This is a genomic window from Gordonia bronchialis DSM 43247, from assembly GCF_000024785.1.
Lineage (GTDB): Bacteria > Actinomycetota > Actinomycetes > Mycobacteriales > Mycobacteriaceae > Gordonia > Gordonia bronchialis.
The window spans coordinates 3,336,972-3,351,807 of sequence record NC_013441.1 but is presented as its reverse complement, the minus strand read 5'-3'; the positions used below and the strand labels follow the sequence as shown (position 1 = coordinate 3,351,807).

General features: G+C 67.0%; 12 protein-coding genes. 3 read left to right on the top strand and 9 right to left on the bottom strand.

All coding sequences use genetic code 11. The features are described 5' to 3' along the window. Positions 1–53 precede the first annotated feature (53 nt). From GBRO_RS15530 to aceE, 7 genes are all read right to left on the bottom strand, one after another. Entirely contained in the window at positions 54–1,571 is a 1,518-nt protein-coding gene (locus GBRO_RS15530; RefSeq protein ID WP_012834847.1) for a DUF6345 domain-containing protein, read from the bottom strand. Positions 1,572–1,718: 147 nt separating this feature from the next. Beyond that, positions 1,719–3,170 carry an acyl-CoA carboxylase subunit beta gene (locus GBRO_RS15525; protein ID WP_012834846.1) on the bottom strand — a complete coding sequence of 484 codons (1,452 nt, stop codon included), beginning with the start codon at positions 3,168–3,170 and terminating at the stop codon, positions 1,719–1,721. Positions 3,171–3,217: 47 nt separating this feature from the next. Then, on the bottom strand, positions 3,218–4,489 hold the full coding sequence (locus GBRO_RS15520; RefSeq protein WP_012834845.1) for a KasA/KasB family beta-ketoacyl-ACP synthase: 1,272 nt from the start codon (positions 4,487–4,489) through the stop codon (positions 3,218–3,220). Next, a complete protein-coding gene (gene acpM / locus GBRO_RS15515; RefSeq protein WP_012834844.1) occupies positions 4,486–4,791 on the bottom strand; it encodes a meromycolate extension acyl carrier protein AcpM in 306 nt (101 codons plus the stop codon). The genes GBRO_RS15520 and acpM overlap by 4 nt, the downstream gene beginning before the upstream one ends. A gap of 132 nt (positions 4,792–4,923) precedes the next feature. Continuing rightward, positions 4,924–5,832, bottom strand: coding sequence for an ACP S-malonyltransferase (locus tag GBRO_RS15510; protein ID WP_012834843.1), 909 nt, complete (start codon positions 5,830–5,832; stop codon positions 4,924–4,926). 195 nt (positions 5,833–6,027) lie between these two features. Beyond that, the gene (locus GBRO_RS15505; protein ID WP_041920588.1) at positions 6,028–7,299 is read right to left on the bottom strand and encodes a PucR family transcriptional regulator; all 1,272 of its coding nucleotides are present in this window, start codon (positions 7,297–7,299) and stop codon (positions 6,028–6,030) included. Between the two features lie 60 nt (positions 7,300–7,359). Next, positions 7,360–10,191 (bottom strand): pyruvate dehydrogenase (acetyl-transferring), homodimeric type, encoded by a 2,832-nt coding sequence (gene aceE / locus GBRO_RS15500; protein WP_012834841.1) that lies wholly within the window; start codon positions 10,189–10,191, stop codon positions 7,360–7,362. A gap of 221 nt (positions 10,192–10,412) precedes the next feature. On the opposite strand from aceE, the gene GBRO_RS15495 reads away from it, so the two are divergent. The 3 genes from GBRO_RS15495 to GBRO_RS15485 all read left to right on the top strand — a co-directional run bounded on the left by GBRO_RS15495 (position 10,413) and on the right by GBRO_RS15485 (position 12,079). Continuing rightward, complete coding sequence (locus GBRO_RS15495; protein WP_012834840.1) at positions 10,413–11,006, top strand: hypothetical protein; 594 nt, start codon at positions 10,413–10,415, stop codon at positions 11,004–11,006. Positions 11,007–11,156: 150 nt separating this feature from the next. Next, positions 11,157–11,591, top strand: a complete 435-nt coding sequence (locus tag GBRO_RS15490; RefSeq protein WP_012834839.1) for a DUF3052 domain-containing protein — start codon at positions 11,157–11,159, stop codon at positions 11,589–11,591. Next, entirely contained in the window at positions 11,588–12,079 is a 492-nt protein-coding gene (locus GBRO_RS15485) for a peroxiredoxin (protein WP_012834838.1), read from the top strand. Before GBRO_RS15490 ends, GBRO_RS15485 begins: the two co-directional genes overlap by 4 nt. A 23-nt stretch (positions 12,080–12,102) precedes the next feature. Here the strand turns inward: GBRO_RS15485 and GBRO_RS15480 are convergent, their stop codons facing one another. Together GBRO_RS15480 and GBRO_RS15475 are read right to left on the bottom strand one after the other, a co-directional pair. Continuing rightward, positions 12,103–13,743, bottom strand: a complete 1,641-nt coding sequence (locus GBRO_RS15480) for an acyltransferase family protein (RefSeq protein WP_012834837.1) — start codon at positions 13,741–13,743, stop codon at positions 12,103–12,105. Between the two features lie 144 nt (positions 13,744–13,887). Beyond that, positions 13,888–14,613, bottom strand: coding sequence for an SGNH/GDSL hydrolase family protein (locus tag GBRO_RS15475; protein ID WP_012834836.1), 726 nt, complete (start codon positions 14,611–14,613; stop codon positions 13,888–13,890). Between the last annotated feature and the right edge of the window lie 223 nt (positions 14,614–14,836).

Below are 14,836 nucleotides of genomic sequence, written 5' to 3'. Positions count from 1 at the left end.
CACCGGTCCTGCGCTCGACCCCGGCCGTGTCCGGCCGGGGTCGAGCGCTGTTCTCAACTGTTGAGGGCGGTGCTGACGTAGATCTTCTTCTGCAGTCCGTCACCGAAGTCGACGAGATATCCCGCGGTCGCACCCAGATGGGCGGTGGCGCCGCTGAGTTGGTAGCCGACACGACGCGAACCCGGCAGCGGCGCGGCGTCGTCGGGTACCGAGGGGTGGGCCAGTTGCGCGGACCGCAGTGCTGCATCGATCCCGTCCGCTCCGCGAGTCCCCGAATCGCCCTGGGCGACGGGCGGTTCCAGGACCGGCTGTCGGCGTGCGGCGTCGACCGGCCGGACGGTCACGTCGGCGGACATCGCGGTCCCGGCAGCGTCGAGATGCACACGGACATAACCGGATTGCGGCGTGATGACCTCGATGCCGTCGACCTCCTGCCGGTACTCGACGACGTATCCGCTGACCGTCCCGGGCGATTCGTCGGTCCCGTCAGCGCGCGCCCCCGCGGACCGCTGGGTCCGCACGAGGTGCCCCCGCAGCTCGATGTCGTCGAGATCGAGAGCCGAGCGGACGCGATCGGCGGACTCCAGGACGGTCTCGTCCGACGGCGGTACCGACACCTCGAGGGCGGCTGAGGACTGCGCGGTGAGTTCGACGCGTGCCAGTCCGTCGCCGACGACGTCGGTGCGGCCGACACCGTCGAGTGCCGGAAGCAACCGCGATACGTCACCGAGTTCGAGGACATAGGCCTGTTGCGGAACGGATTCCAGCGTCGTCGCCGGCGCCACCGAACGCGCTGCGGTGTACCAGGTCCACCACCACCAGTTCTGCGCCGCGGCACCCCACTGCAGCGTGCCCAGGTTCTCACCCTCGTGGAAGACGCGGTTTTGCGCCTCGGCCTGCGATCCGCCGATCCCGACGGCACTGGGCGCCTGATCGTGTCCGGCGTCCCAGCCCGCGTCCATCCATGCCTTGGAGAACGACTTCCGCATGTTCCAGTGATCCCAGAACCGCCGGCCGTAGACCGGGCTGTCCCAGCTGACTGTCTCCCAGCCGAAGATCATCCGCACCCCGGGACTGCGCCCGTTCCAGGTGCGGATGGGACTCTGGCCGTCGAGGACTCGCAGTGACAGGCAGGTCGACCAGAACAGGTAGCGCAACCGCTCGTTGCCCAGCAGCATCTGGGTGCTGTTGACCCAGTCCTTGTTGTCCCACATGGCGCCCAGCGGTGCGTAGAAGACGCCGTTGCCATCCATCGTGCCGTGGCCGGAGTGGTAGAAGGCCTGCACGGCGTCGGAGCCGAAGGTGCCCTGCCAGTCGTCGTAGGGCTCGGTGTACTCCCAGAACTTGACCTGTGCGTCGCGGTACCGGAAGTTGCCGGGGCTGAAAACGTTGAGATAGTCGGTGAAACCCTGTGCGTCGGCGTGGGTCTGGCCCAGCGAGCCGGCCGAGCTGAAGGTCTGGATGCTGCACTCGCCATGGACATTGGCGGCTTTCGTGGCGGCCTGGCGCGGTGCGTCCTCGGCTGGCCCGAATGGGTTGTGTCCGGCGGTGGGTTCTGCGGTGGTGGTCATGGGTTCTCCTCGGATCCGATGGTGACAGCGTCGAGAGTGATCTCGTGTCGGCGGATTCTCGTGAGTAGTCCACTACCCGAAAAGTGCGCCCGGCCCCCGACGGTTCGTCGGGGGCCGGGCGGCGAAAGTGAGTGCTACCGCGTCGTTCTACAGCGGGATGTTCTTGTGCCGACCGCGCCGTGCGGGTGCGGCAGCGAGTGCCTCGGCGATGATGCTGCGGGTCCGTGCGGGATCGATGATCTCGTCGACGACACCGATCGACTGGGCGCGGCCGACACCGCCGGCGATCGCCTCGTGTTCGGCGGCCAGCCGTTCGTGCAACGCCTCGCGCTCGTCGTCGGGTGCGGCGGCCAGAGCCTTCTTGTGCAGGATGCCGACCGCGGCCTTGGCGCCCATCACGGCGACCTCCGAACCGGGCCACGCGTAGACGGCAGTGGCGCCGAGGGCGCGGGAATTCATCGCGATGTAGGCGCCGCCGTAGATCTTTCGGGTCACCAGAGTGACGCGGGGGACGGTGCATTCGGCGAAAGCGTGCAGCAGTTTGGCACCGCGCCGCACCACACCGTTCCACTCCTGGCCCACGCCCGGTAGGTAGCCGGGCACGTCGGTGAGGACGATCAGCGGGATGCCGAAGGCATCACACAGTCGGACGAATCGTGATGCCTTCTCGGCACTTTCGGAGTTCAGGCAGCCGCCCATGCGCAGTGGGTTGTTCGCGATGACACCCACGCTGCGCCCGGCGAGGCGCCCGAACCCGATGACGATGTTCGGAGCCCATTTCGCCTGCAGCTCTTCGAAACTGGAGATCTCGGTGTCGCCGTCGGCGGCCAGCTGCGTGTCGAGCAGCTTGGTCACGATCGGGTGAACGTCGTAGGCACGCCGATTGGACTCGGGGAGAAGGGCTTTGAGATCGGTGTCGCCGGCCCGGGCCTGCTCGGTGTCGACGTGTCCCTGACGGCCGAAGGTCGAGACGAGACGACGTGCACGCCACAGGGCGTCGGGTTCGGAATCAGCCACGATGTGGCACACGCCCGACTTCTTGCCGTGGGCGAGCGGGCCGCCGAGGGACTCCATGTCCACGTCCTCGCCGGTCACGCTGCGCACCACGTCCGGCCCGGTCACGAAGACCCGGCCGGCGGGGGCCATGATCACCACGTCGGTGAGTGCCGGCCCGTAGGCGGCGCCCCCGGCGGCGAAGCCGACGACGACCGAGATCTGCGGCACGTACCCGGATGCCCGGACCATGGCCTCGAAGACCTGTCCGACGGCGTGCAGCGCCTCGACGCCTTCGGCGAGCCGCGCACCTCCCGAGTGCCAGATGCCGATGACCGGCGCCTGCTCGGTGATGGCGGTGTCGATGGCGTTGACGATGTGGGCACACCCCACGACACCCATGGCACCGCCCATCACGGTGCCATCGGTGCAGTAGGAGACGGTGCGAATGCCGTTGACCAGGCCGATGGCGGCCTGCACACCCGATTTGTCGCGTGGGTGAAGCAGCGACATCGAGCCTTCGTCGAAGAAGTTGGTCAACCGCAACAGCGGATCACGTGGATCAGCAGCTTCCTCACGGCCGGTGATGGGAGCCAATGTGGTCATCGCTGTCTCCTGAGGGTGTCGGGGGTGCGGAGATGATCCGCTGGGGATCAGTAACGCCCGAAGGCGATCGCCACGTTGTGGCCACCGAAGCCGAACGAGTTGTTCAGCGCGTAATCGATCTGCCCATGGCGTACCTCACCGTGCACGACGTCGAGGTCGCACTCGGGGTCGAGATTCTCGAGGTTGAGGGTCGGGGGGATGACCCCTTCCTCGACGCTCTTGACCGTGAGCACCGACTCCAGCGCCCCGACCGCGCCGATGGAGTGTCCGAGAGCGGACTTGGGCGCGTACACCGCCGCGTGCTGACCGATCGCGGCGTTGATACCCGCCGCCTCGGCCGTGTCGCCGATGGGGGTCGACGTCGCGTGGGCGTTGATGTGGGTGATGTCGCTCTTCTGCAGACCTGCGGTCTGGATCGCACGGGTCATCGCCCGGGCGTTTCCCTGACCGCTCGGATCCGGGGCAACCAGGTGGAAGCCGTCGGATGTGATGCCTGCGCCCAGCACCCGGGCGTGGATGTGCGCACCGCGCGCCTTCGCGTGCTCCTCGCGCTCGAGGATGAGCATCGCTGCCGCCTCGCCGAACACGAAGCCGTCCCGATCCTTGTCGAACGGACGCGATGCGGCCGCCGGATCGTCGTTGCGGGTGCTCATGGCGCGCATCATCGAGAACGCCGCGATCGGAATCGCGTCGATGTGTCCCTCGACACCACCGGTGACCACCATGTCGGCGTCGCCCATGACGATGTGGCGCCAGGCGTGCGCGATGGCCTCGGCGCCCGACGAGCAGGCCGAGACCGGCGTGATCACGCCGGCGCGTGCACCGACGTTGAGGCCGACAACGGCAGCCGGACCGTTGGGCATGGCCATCGACACGGCCAGCGGGGAGACCTTGCGGTAGTTGCCGGACTCCTCGATCGCCTTGACGGCGTCGACCATGGCGTCCCCGCCACCCTGTCCGGTACCGAGCACGACGGCCAGCCGGTCCGGGTCCACCTCGGGTTCACCGGCCTGCGCCCACAGACGCTTGCTCATCACGTGAGCGATGCGCTCGACGTAGGCCATCCGACGAGCCTCGATGCGGGTGACCTCTTCGGCGGGGTCGGCCAGCAGCCGTCCACCGACACGGCACGGCAGCACGCCGTACTTGGTGATGAAGTCGTCGGTCAGTTCCCGGATGCCGGTCTGGCCGTCCAGCAGGCCCTTCCACGTCGAATCGAGGTCGACGCCAAGCGAGGTGGTGGCCACCATGGAGGTGACCACCACGCTCGGGAAGTTCCCGCCCAGCGTGGAGTAATCGCGGAGGGAGGGCGAGCTCACGAGTTCTTGTCTGCCTCGACCTGAGCCTGGATGGCGGCGGCGGCCTCGGGGTTCTCGGCCTCGAGCTTCTGGATGTAGGAGACGGCGTCGCCGACGGTGCGCAGTCCGGCCAGATCCTCATCGGGGATCTTGACGCCGTACTTGTCCTCGGTCTGCACGGCGATCTCCACCATGGACAGCGAGTCGATGTCCAGGTCGTCGACGAACGACTTCTCCATCGTCACCTCGGACGGCTCGATGCCGGTGACTTCCTCGATGATCTCGGCGATGCCGGCAATGAGTTGTTCCTGGGTGGCAGCCACTGTGTGGTTCCCTTCTTGATTCGCTTGTGTGTTGTCGCTCCGGAATGCGATGCGGGTCGTGTGACGCCCATGCGCATGTTGGACAACCGGCGGTGCCGGCCTTCCGGGGGTCACGGACGAGTGCCGTGACCGCTATCCAAGTTCGGTGATCTTCGCGATGTCGGCGGGCTCCTTGAGAGCGACTGACGGTGTGCCCTTGAGCTCGCGCTTGGCGATTCCGACCAGTGTTCCGGCCGGGGGCAGCTCGACGACGCCGCTGACGCCCTGCTCGCGCAGGTAGGCCGAGCACAGGTCCCATCGCACCGGGCTGGTGACCTGGGCGACCAGTTTGGTCAGTGCGTCGGCACCGTCCGCCGCCGGCTGCCCGTCCGAGTTGGACAGCAGGGTGCGGTTGGGATCGGACGGGGTGATGCGGGAGGCGGCCTGCGCCACGGCCTCCTGGGCAGGTGCCATGTAGTGCGTGTGGAATGCGCCGGCGACCGGGATCGTACGGACCCGGGCCTTCGCCGGCGGCGCGGCCACGAGTTCCTCGATGGCCGACACGGCACCGGCGGCGACGATCTGACCGGCCGCGTTGCGGTTGGCCGGCACCAGAGCGAGTTCGTCGAGGCGGGCGAGGACCTCGGCCTCGTCACCACCGAGAACGGCGGCCATGGTGGTCGGCTCGATCGCACACGCACGGGCCATCTCGGCCCCGCGGACCGCGGCGAGCGTGAGTGCCTCGTCGGAGCTGATGACGCCGGTGATCGCGGCGGCGGCGAGTTCCCCGACGGAGTGGCCGGCGATCACGGCATCGGCCGGGAGTTCGGAACCCTTGCTGAACTCGTCGAAGGCGAGCAGCGCCGCGGCGACGACGAGCGGCTGGGTGACTGCGGTGTCGGTGATTTCCTCCGCGGTGGCGGTGGTACCGAGGCGTTCCAGATCGAGGCGGGTCAGCTTCGACCAGGTCGCCAGTTGATCACGTACGCCGGGAAGATCCAGCCATGGCGTGAGCATGCCAGGCGTCTGAGAACCCTGTCCGGGAGCAAGCATCGTGAGCACGTGACCAGAGAACACCGTTTCGAGGACATATGTGGGTGTAGAGAAGCATGAACCTTGACCAATGGATTTGTAGGGTTCCTACAAAATTGATCGTTGTGCAACCTGGTTCGTCATCACTCTGAGATTCGTTACTCAACCGTGTCTTTTATGGTCCCAACTGCGCAAACGCGCATTTTCGGCTGTGGCGTGTGAGGTTCATGTTTCTTGTGATAACGATTCGTGTCGGAAGTGTGTCAGTCGACCTACTGTTGCCGCGATCCTCAAGACATACGCGTCGCGAGGGTTAGTTGGATCACGTCCTGTGATTTCAGAAATTTTCTTCAGTCTGTAACGAACCGTATTTGGATGGATATACAGTACGCGGGCGCACGATTCGACCGACCCTCCCGAGTCGAGGTACGCCTCCAGAGTCGTGTTCAGAGTCGCCCCGCCTTTGGCGAGCGGACGCACCAACGACTCGCTCAACGCGGCCATCGCCGACTCGTCTCCGTTCAGCGCCCGCTCGGGCAGAAGTTCGAGACTGTGCACCGGCCGGGGAGCGTTCGGCCAGCCGACGACGGCTTCGATCCCGGCCATCGCCTCGGTCGCGCTCGCGTGCGCACTGCCCAGGTTGGGCATCGTCGGCCCGATGACGACCGGTCCGTCGGCGAAATGCTCGAGTAGTGCGCTGGTGAATTTCTCGGTCGGTTTGAGCGCCCCACTGACGATGGCGACCAGGAACTTGCCCTGCACCACCGACAGTGCCGACCGGTCGTGGGCCCGGGCGGTGTTGTGGATCGCCAGCGGCACCGACACATTTTGCTCGGGTGGTGGAGCTCCGACGAGAACCGTCGCCGGCGCATCGGAATCCCAGTTCAGAGCGGCCGCCCGGGACAGCAGCTGCGGTCCGGTGTCGCCGCGGACCACGGCGTCGACCACGAGTGCCTCGAGCCGGGAGTCCCACGCACCGCGTGATTCCGCGGCCGAGGCGTAGATCGACGCCGCGGCGAATCCGATCTCGCGGCCGTACCGCAGGACGGATTCGGTCAGGGCCCGCAGCTGGGCGTCGTTGCGGGCGAGCAGCGGCAGCCACTTCTCGAAGAACTCCATGGCGACGCGCACCATCTCGACCGTCTGCAACAGCGTGATCCGACGCGCGAGGTCCTGGGGCACCACCTGGAAGGCCTGCACCGTGAACTTCACGTTGCCCTCGGGATCCTGGATCCACTCGACGAAGTTGACCACCGCGGTCTGCACGACCAACTGGACACTGGCGCGCTGCGCGGCATCGAGATCCCCGAAGTAGGGGAGCTGATCCTGCATCGAGTGCACGGCCTCGGTGGCCAGCCGCCCGCTGTACTGCTTCACGCGTCGCAGCAACGTGTCCGGCAGCGCGTCGTGCACCGTCGCCGGGGCAGGGACGTGCGCGCCGCGCTCGCCGAACACGTCCATGCCCGGGGGCTGTTGATTCATCCGCGCGTCCGACACCACTTCAATGTAGTGCGGTCAGGCGCGGCGGCAATGGACTGCCGCCACGCCTGAGAATCTTCAGGCGCTGCCGGTGTCGGCGTAGGAGACCTCGGCGGCGCTGACGTCGGTGATCTGATACTTGTCGGCGGCCTCGCGGGCCACGGTGAACGGGATGTGCCCGTCCCGGGCGAGCGCCACCAGCACCCCGACGACGATCGACTCGGCGTCGACGTTGAAGAAGCGCCGCGCGGCCGGACGGGTGTCGGAGAAGCCGAAGCCGTCGGTGCCCAGCGTCAGGTAGGTGCCGGGCACATACGCGCGGATCTGTTCCTGCACGCCGCGCATGTAGTCGCTGACCGCCACGAACGGTCCGGGGACGTCGGCGAGTACTTCGGTCAGGTACGCGCGGGCACCGTCGGCGGACGGTTCCCGGACGGCGGCGCGGTCGGCCCGGATACCATCGCGGGCGAGCTCGCTCCACGAGGTCACCGAGTACACGTTGGCGCCCACGTTCCACTCCTGCGCCAGCAACTCCTGGGCACGCAGGGCGTCGGGCATCGTGACCCCCGAGACCAGGATGCTGGCCGGGTGCTCTTTGCCCTCGGGGGCGTCGGCGAAGCGATAGATCCCCTTGAGTACGCCGGCCACGTCGAGGTTCTCCGGCCGGGCCGGCTGGCTGATCGGCTCGTTGTAGACGGTCAGGTAGTAGTAGACGTTTTCCGGGTTCTCCCCGTACATCCGCTCGAGCCCGTCGGCGATGATGTGCCCGAGTTCGAAGGCGAAGGCCGGGTCGTAGGCGACCACCGCCGGGTTGGTGGCGGCGAGCAGCGGAGACTGACCGTCCGCGTGCTGTAGGCCCTCGCCGGTCAGCGTCGTGCGTCCGGCGGTGGCGCCGATGAGGAATCCGCGGGTCATCTGGTCGGCGGCCGCCCAGAAGCTGTCGCCGGTGCGCTGGAAGCCGAACATCGAATAGAAGATGTACAGCGGGATCATCGGTTCGTCGTGGGTCGAGTAGGAGGTACCGACCGCGGTGAATGATGCTGCCGACCCGGCCTCGTTGATGCCCTCGTGCAGGATCTGACCTTCGGAGCTCTCCTTGTAGGCCAGCATCAGCTCGGCGTCGACCGCGGTGTAGAGCTGCCCGTTGCGGTTGTAGATCTTGAGGCTCGGGAACCACGAATCCATCCCGAAGGTGCGTGCCTCGTCCGGGATGATCGGGACGATCCGCTTGCCGATCTCCTTGTCGCGCAACAGGTCCTTGAAAATGCGGACCAGCGCCATGGTGGTCGCGACCTGCTGTTTGCCCGAGCCCTTGGCAGCGGTTTTCAACGCCTGGCTGACGTCGGGCCGCAGCACCTTGGAGGAGGTGCGCCGCGCCGGGAGCGAGCCACCGAGCGCCTTGCGGCGGTCGAGCATGTACTGGATCTCGGCGGATTCGGGTCCCGGGTTGTAGTACGGCGGCAGGTACGGGTTCTCTTCGAGCTGCGCGTCGGTGATCGGGATCCGGTTGTTGTCGCGGAAGGCCTTGAGGTCGTCGAGGGTCAGCTTCTTCATCTGGTGGGTCGCGTTGCGGCCCTCGAAGTGGCTGCCGAGGAGATAGCCCTTGATGGTATGCGCGAGGATCACCGTCGGCTGACCCTTGTGTGCCATCGCCGCGGCGTAGGCGGCATACACCTTGCGGTAGTCGTGCCCGCCGCGCTTCATCTCCCAGATGTCGGCGTCGGACATGTTCTTGACGAGTTCTTTGGTCCGCGGGTCACGGGCGAAGAAGTGATCGCGGATGAATCCACCGTCGTTGGCGCGGTAGGTCTGGAAGTCGCCGTCGGGCGTGGTGTTCATCAGGTTCACCAGCGCCCCTTCCTTGTCGGCGTAGAAGAGCTTGTCCCACTCGCGGCCCCAGATCACCTTGATGACATTCCAGCCGGCGCCGCGGAAGAACGACTCGAGCTCCTGGATGATCTTGCCGTTGCCGCGCACGGGTCCGTCGAGACGCTGCAGGTTGCAGTTGATGACGAAGGTGAGGTTGTCGAGGCCCTCGGTCGCGGCGAAGCTGGCGAAGCCGCGCGACTCGGCCTCATCCATCTCGCCGTCACCGAGGAAGGCCCACACATGCTGGTCCGAGGTGTCCTTGATGCCGCGATCATGCAGGTAGTGGTTGAACCGCGCCTGGTAGATGGCGTTCATCGGGCCGAGGCCCATCGAGACGGTCGGGAACTGCCAGAAATCCGGCATCAGCCGGGGGTGCGGATACGACGGCAGGCCGCCGCCCTCACCGGCGTGGCTGTGTTCCTGGCGGAATCCGTCCATGCGGGACTCGTCGATGCGGCCCTCGAGGAAGGCACGGGCGTAGATGCCCGGAGCGGCGTGGCCCTGGATGAAGATCTGGTCGCCGCCGCCGGGATGGTCGAGACCGCGGAAGAAGTGATTGAAGCCGACTTCGTAGAGCGTCGCCGACGACGCGTAGGTGGAGATGTGGCCGCCGACACCGACGCCGGGTCGCTGGGCGCGGTGGACCATGATCGCCGCGTTCCAGCGCAGGATGCGGCGGAACCGTCGCTCGACGGCCTCATCGCCAGGGAACCAGGGCTCGCGTTCGGTGGTGATGGTGTTGACGTAGTCCGTGGAGGTCAGCGACGGGATGGACACCCGCTTCTCGCCGGCGCGCTCGAGCAGGCGCAGCATCAGGTAGCGCGCCCGGGACGGACCGGCCTGATCGATCAGCTGGTCGAGGGACTCCAGCCACTCGCCGGTCTCCTCGGGGTCGATGTCGGGCAGATACGATGCGACTCCCTCGCGGATCACCCGGACGCGGTTGGACGCGTGTCCGTTGCGCTGGGGGTCCGCGTCGGATCCGCTGCGCTCACTGGTGGTGTCGGCGCTGCCGGTCGTGCCTGCTGCCTTGTCGGTCACTGTGTTGCCTACTCCCTCGGCTCGGCCGGGCCAATGGGTGGCGGACCGGCGTGCGATGACGGTGGGTACCGCGCCCTCGTCTGATGGTGAGAACTGCGGTGTCCCTCTCACATCGTGCCCCATGTGAGTTCTTTTGGCACCGGGTGGATGCGTGTTGGTCATCTCGGTCCCGCGGGGTGCGGTAGCGTGTTGACCTTGTTACTAGCGCGTAGGGGGAGGACATGGTGGGTTCCCCGTGGTCGGCGGCCCGGCCGGTCGAAGCAGTCCTCGGACTCGTGGTGGGAAGTGTGCTGATATCGTCGTGTGCGACGACGGTGCCCGGGTCAGGGGTGGCTGCACCCGGTGAGGTCGCCGCCTACCGCTCGGAGGTGGGCGCCTCGCGCGAGGCGGCGGTACGTGAGGCGGGCGTCGACCTGTGCCGGGAGGGCATGGCGGCGATGGTCGTGATGGTGCGCGGCTACAACACCTTCCTGACGCGGCTCAACACAACGGACTCCTACGCGCAGTTGGGCGATCTCGACGAGAAGGCGCGGGCCAGCCTCATCGCAGGTTCCGATCAGATCCGGCGGCACCTGAACGACCTCACTCCGGCCGATGTCGGCGATCCGGCGCGGGCTTTCCTGGCGACGAGCAACCGGCTGCAGGACGCGATCGCCCGGGAGCGGTTCACCGGACTCAACCCGATCGCCGATCAGTGGACCGGCGACAAACAACGACTGCTCGACGCCTGCGTGCCCTATGTTCCGATGCCCGCCGCGACATCGGCCACACCCCGTCCGCAGATCCCGTCGTCGACGCCCACGCCGACCGGATAGCGACGCGTGGGCGGTTCTCTCCGAGACTGTGTGAGAAACGCCGGGGTGAACCTCCTGTTCGGCTTGCGGTGCGAGGCCTTAGGCTGTTCTCTAAGCTGATGGCGAATTCTCGCCCGGCATGGATCAGCATTTTCTAGGAGGTTGCGCGCGGTGGTAGCCGCCACAGACGGTAACTCTGCGGACAGTAGGGCCCAGAAACTCGGCTTGCAGTCCGGAATGGTCGTGCAGGAGCTCGGCTGGGACGAGGACACCGACGACGATCTGCGCGCCGACATCGAGGACGCCATCGGGGCGGACATGCTCGATGACGACTCCGACGACGTGATCGACGTCGTCGTGCTCTGGTGGCGGGATGACGACGGCGATCTGGTGGATGCGTTGATGGACGCCATCGGACCGCTCGCCGACGACGGGTTCGTGTGGGTGTTCTCGCCGAAGACGGGCAACGACGGTTACGTCGACCCCAGCGAGATCGCCGAAGCCGCACCCACCGCGGGACTGACCCAGACGTCGGTGGTCAGCCTCGGGGAATGGTCGGGATCGCGTCTCGTGCAGCCCAAGGCACGCTCCGGCAAACGCCCATGAGCGATTCCGCATCACCGTCGGCGCCGGACCGGGCCGCGGTCGGGTCCAGCGCGCCCGGGTTCGAGCTACGTGACCAGAACCATCAGGTGGTGTCCCTGGACAAGTTGCGGGCCGACCGCGCTGTGCTGATCGTCTTCTTCCCGCTGGCGTTCACCGGGACATGTCAGGGCGAACTGGGCTACATCCGCGACCATCTGCCGCGTTTCGACAACGACGCGGTGACCACTGTCGCGGTGTCGGTCGGACCGTCGCCAACGCATAAGGTGTGGTCCTCGGCGCAGGGCTTCCTGTTTCCGATCCTCTCGGACTTCTGGCCGCACGGCGAGGTCGCCCGGGCCTACGGGGTTTTCAACGAACAGCAGGGTATCGCCAATCGCGGAACCTTCGTCGTCGACCGCGACGGCACCGTCGTCTTCTCCGACATGGTCGGCCCGGGCGAGGTGCGCGAGGCCGATCTGTGGGACAAGGCGCTCGCCGCCCTCGACTGAGGCCGGCGAGCGGCGGCGTCTCGTCAGCCGCGGCGTGGCGGCCCGCCGACCGGGGACAGGGTCGGCGGTGGGGCGATGACGTCGGAACTGCGCAACACGCAACCCGCCGGCGCCAGATCGTGGGCCGGAAACACCGTCGCGAGCGCGATGGCGAACCGGTAGGCGCGCTGGATGTAGCCGGCCTCGGTGTAGTGGATGCCGTCGCTGAACCAGTCCGGCCGCGCCTCGGCTGCCCAGTCGTAGATCCGTAGATTCGGATACCGCGCACACGCTTTGACCAGCGCCCGATTGAACCGGCGCATCGCGCGATTGTCGTAGGCGGGATTCTCGTTGATCGGGCTGGTGATGACGGTGGGCCACAGCACGGGCTGGCCGCGTAGCGGCCCGAGCAGGCGGTCGATACGCATGTCCACCGGGCCGGGGCCGCCGACCTCGACGTTGGCCGTGTCGTTGATGCCCATCGCCATGACCCAGCATCCGCGCTGTCCCTCGAGCAGACCGACGAGCCGGATCAGCTGATCGATGATCGAGTCGAGCAAGCGGGGGATCATGGGCTTCCTCACGACGGGACGGGCACGCAGAGCAGCACGCAGGCCGCCGCGACGGATGGGATCTTCGACGTAGCGCCAGGACAGCGCCGACATCACCACCGTGAACGCGACGACGATGGCCGCGTTGGCCACCGGGTATCCGGTGCGGATGGTTGCCGGGACGAAAGCGATGACCGGCATGTGCCAGAGGTAGATGCCGTAGGAACGTTCCCCAATCCATCGCAGCGGCGGGAGTGCGAGCACCGTGGCGACGAGCGTCTCGGGAACCACGGTTGCGATCAGGACCGCGATGGTCGCGACGGAGAGCAGCGCGATCCCGCTCTGGTACAGCGTGATCGCGCCGTCGGGGGTGTTACGCGCCAGCGACACGATGACTACGAGCCCGGCGAGGGCCGCCACGTCGATGGTGCACCGCATGCCGTGGGTGACGGTGCGCGCGCGAGCGGGCCACCAGAACGCGAGTGCCGCGCCGAGGAGCAACCCGCCGGCCCGGGTGTCGGTGCCCTCATAGGCCCGCGTGTTGTCGAAGCCGATGTGCGCGGTCGCGTCGAGGAGATAGAAGGACAGCAGGGCGAGCCCGATGATCGCGAGCGTCACGAACAAACGGCGTTTGAACATGAACAGCAACCCGGCGAGCAGCAGCGGCCAGATGAGATAGAACTGCTTGTCGATCGACAACGACCACAGATGATCAAAGGGTCCGGGTCCGGCAAACCGGTCGAAATAGTCATCGGCCGAGGCGATGTTGTGCCAGTTGTTCACGTAGGCGAGCGCCGAAACCCCTTGCCACCAATACTCATTGAGCTTGTTCGGCATAACCGCCGCGGTCGCGGCAATCGAGGTGGCGAGCACGAGCAGCAGCGCCGGCAGGAGGCGTCGGGCACGGGCCGGCCAGAACCGGCCGAGGGCGAAACCGCCGGTGCGCTTGCGGGTGGCGAGCAGCAGTGAGGTGATGAGAAACCCACTCAGGGTGAAGAACACCCCGACGCCGAGTAGTCCGCTGCTGAAACCGGGTACGTGCAGGTGATAGAGGACGACGAGTATCACCGCCAGCGCGCGGAGACCGTCGAGAGCCGGCAGGTAGGTCGCCCCCCTGTGTGTGGGGCGTGGCATTGGTTGTGGTGCAGCCTTCTTGGGGGAGGGAGTGCAAAAGTCGCCGCGGTGTCGGGATGCCCGACCGGGCGTCGGCGGCCTACCTTACGCGCTTTGCACGACAGCGCTGTCAGCCGGTCGGACGATTCTCCGGCTACCGAGAAGTCAGGTCCGGACCCAGCGCACTGCGGGTGTCGTCGCGCCCACGGGGAAGGCGACGGCGAGTGCCGCGGCGAACCGTCGGTTGCGTTCGGCGGTGCCCGTTGCGGTGTAGTGGATTCCGTCGGCGAACCAGGCCGGCGACACCTCCGCGGCCCAGTCGTACACGGCGAGGTTCGGGTAGCGCGACAGGGCACGACGCAGGGCGTCGTTGAAACTGCGCATGCCGGCGGCGCTATATCCGCGCACCGTGGTGGAGCCGGTGACGACCGTTGGCCACAGCACCGGTTGCCCCCGAAGTTGCTTCATGATGCGGTCGATGCGTTCATCGGCACCCACACGGCTGCCGACGACGATGTTGGCGGCGTCGTTGACTCCCATCGCGATCACCCAGCAGCCGCGATCACCCCGCGCGAGATGTGTCGCGACGGCCTCGTCGGCGTTCGGCGCTCCGTTCACGCGCTCGACGATCGATCGTCCGCCGACGGCGTCGAGGGCGACGGTCCGCGCGCCGACCGAGCGATACCGTGCCGTCAGACGGTCGGCCGGGTTGGGTGCGTGGGAAGCATCGTCGATGCCGACCGACGTGGAGTCGCCGATCTGGATGACGTTGCCGCATCCGGTGCGGCCCGACGACGGGTCCGTGCGCGGGGCGAGCAGGTCGCGCAGGAACGGGATCTGAGTCAGGTCGAGGCCGTCGAGTCCGAGTTCGGATGAACTGTTCGGGAGCATGGGGTCGGCGTGAGCGCGCCCCCGTGTCGTGGAGTACGCCGATGCCGGCCAGCGAGAGGGCGGCCAGGCAGGCCGCAGCGGTCCGTCGTACGGGACGTCGCCGGCAGCGGGATTCACGGTTACCTGAAATCACAATGGTCCCACTGAACTACAGCAGTCCCATCCGTCGCAATTCATGAATGGCTACGGGTTCATCAAGGATCGGGTACGGGTGAGTCTCATC

Coding starts and splice junctions, on each gene's coding strand:
- GBRO_RS15485 (WP_012834838.1), top strand. CDS start 11,588: ATGAGCGATTCCGCATCACCGTCGGCGCCGGACCGGGCCGCGGTCGGG.
- GBRO_RS15475 (WP_012834836.1), bottom strand. CDS start 14,613: ATGCTCCCGAACAGTTCATCCGAACTCGGACTCGACGGCCTCGACCTG.
- GBRO_RS15495 (WP_012834840.1), top strand. CDS start 10,413: ATGGTGGGTTCCCCGTGGTCGGCGGCCCGGCCGGTCGAAGCAGTCCTC.
- GBRO_RS15525 (WP_012834846.1), bottom strand. CDS start 3,170: ATGACCACATTGGCTCCCATCACCGGCCGTGAGGAAGCTGCTGATCCA.
- GBRO_RS15480 (WP_012834837.1), bottom strand. CDS start 13,743: ATGCCACGCCCCACACACAGGGGGGCGACCTACCTGCCGGCTCTCGAC.
- GBRO_RS15530 (WP_012834847.1), bottom strand. CDS start 1,571: ATGACCACCACCGCAGAACCCACCGCCGGACACAACCCATTCGGGCCA.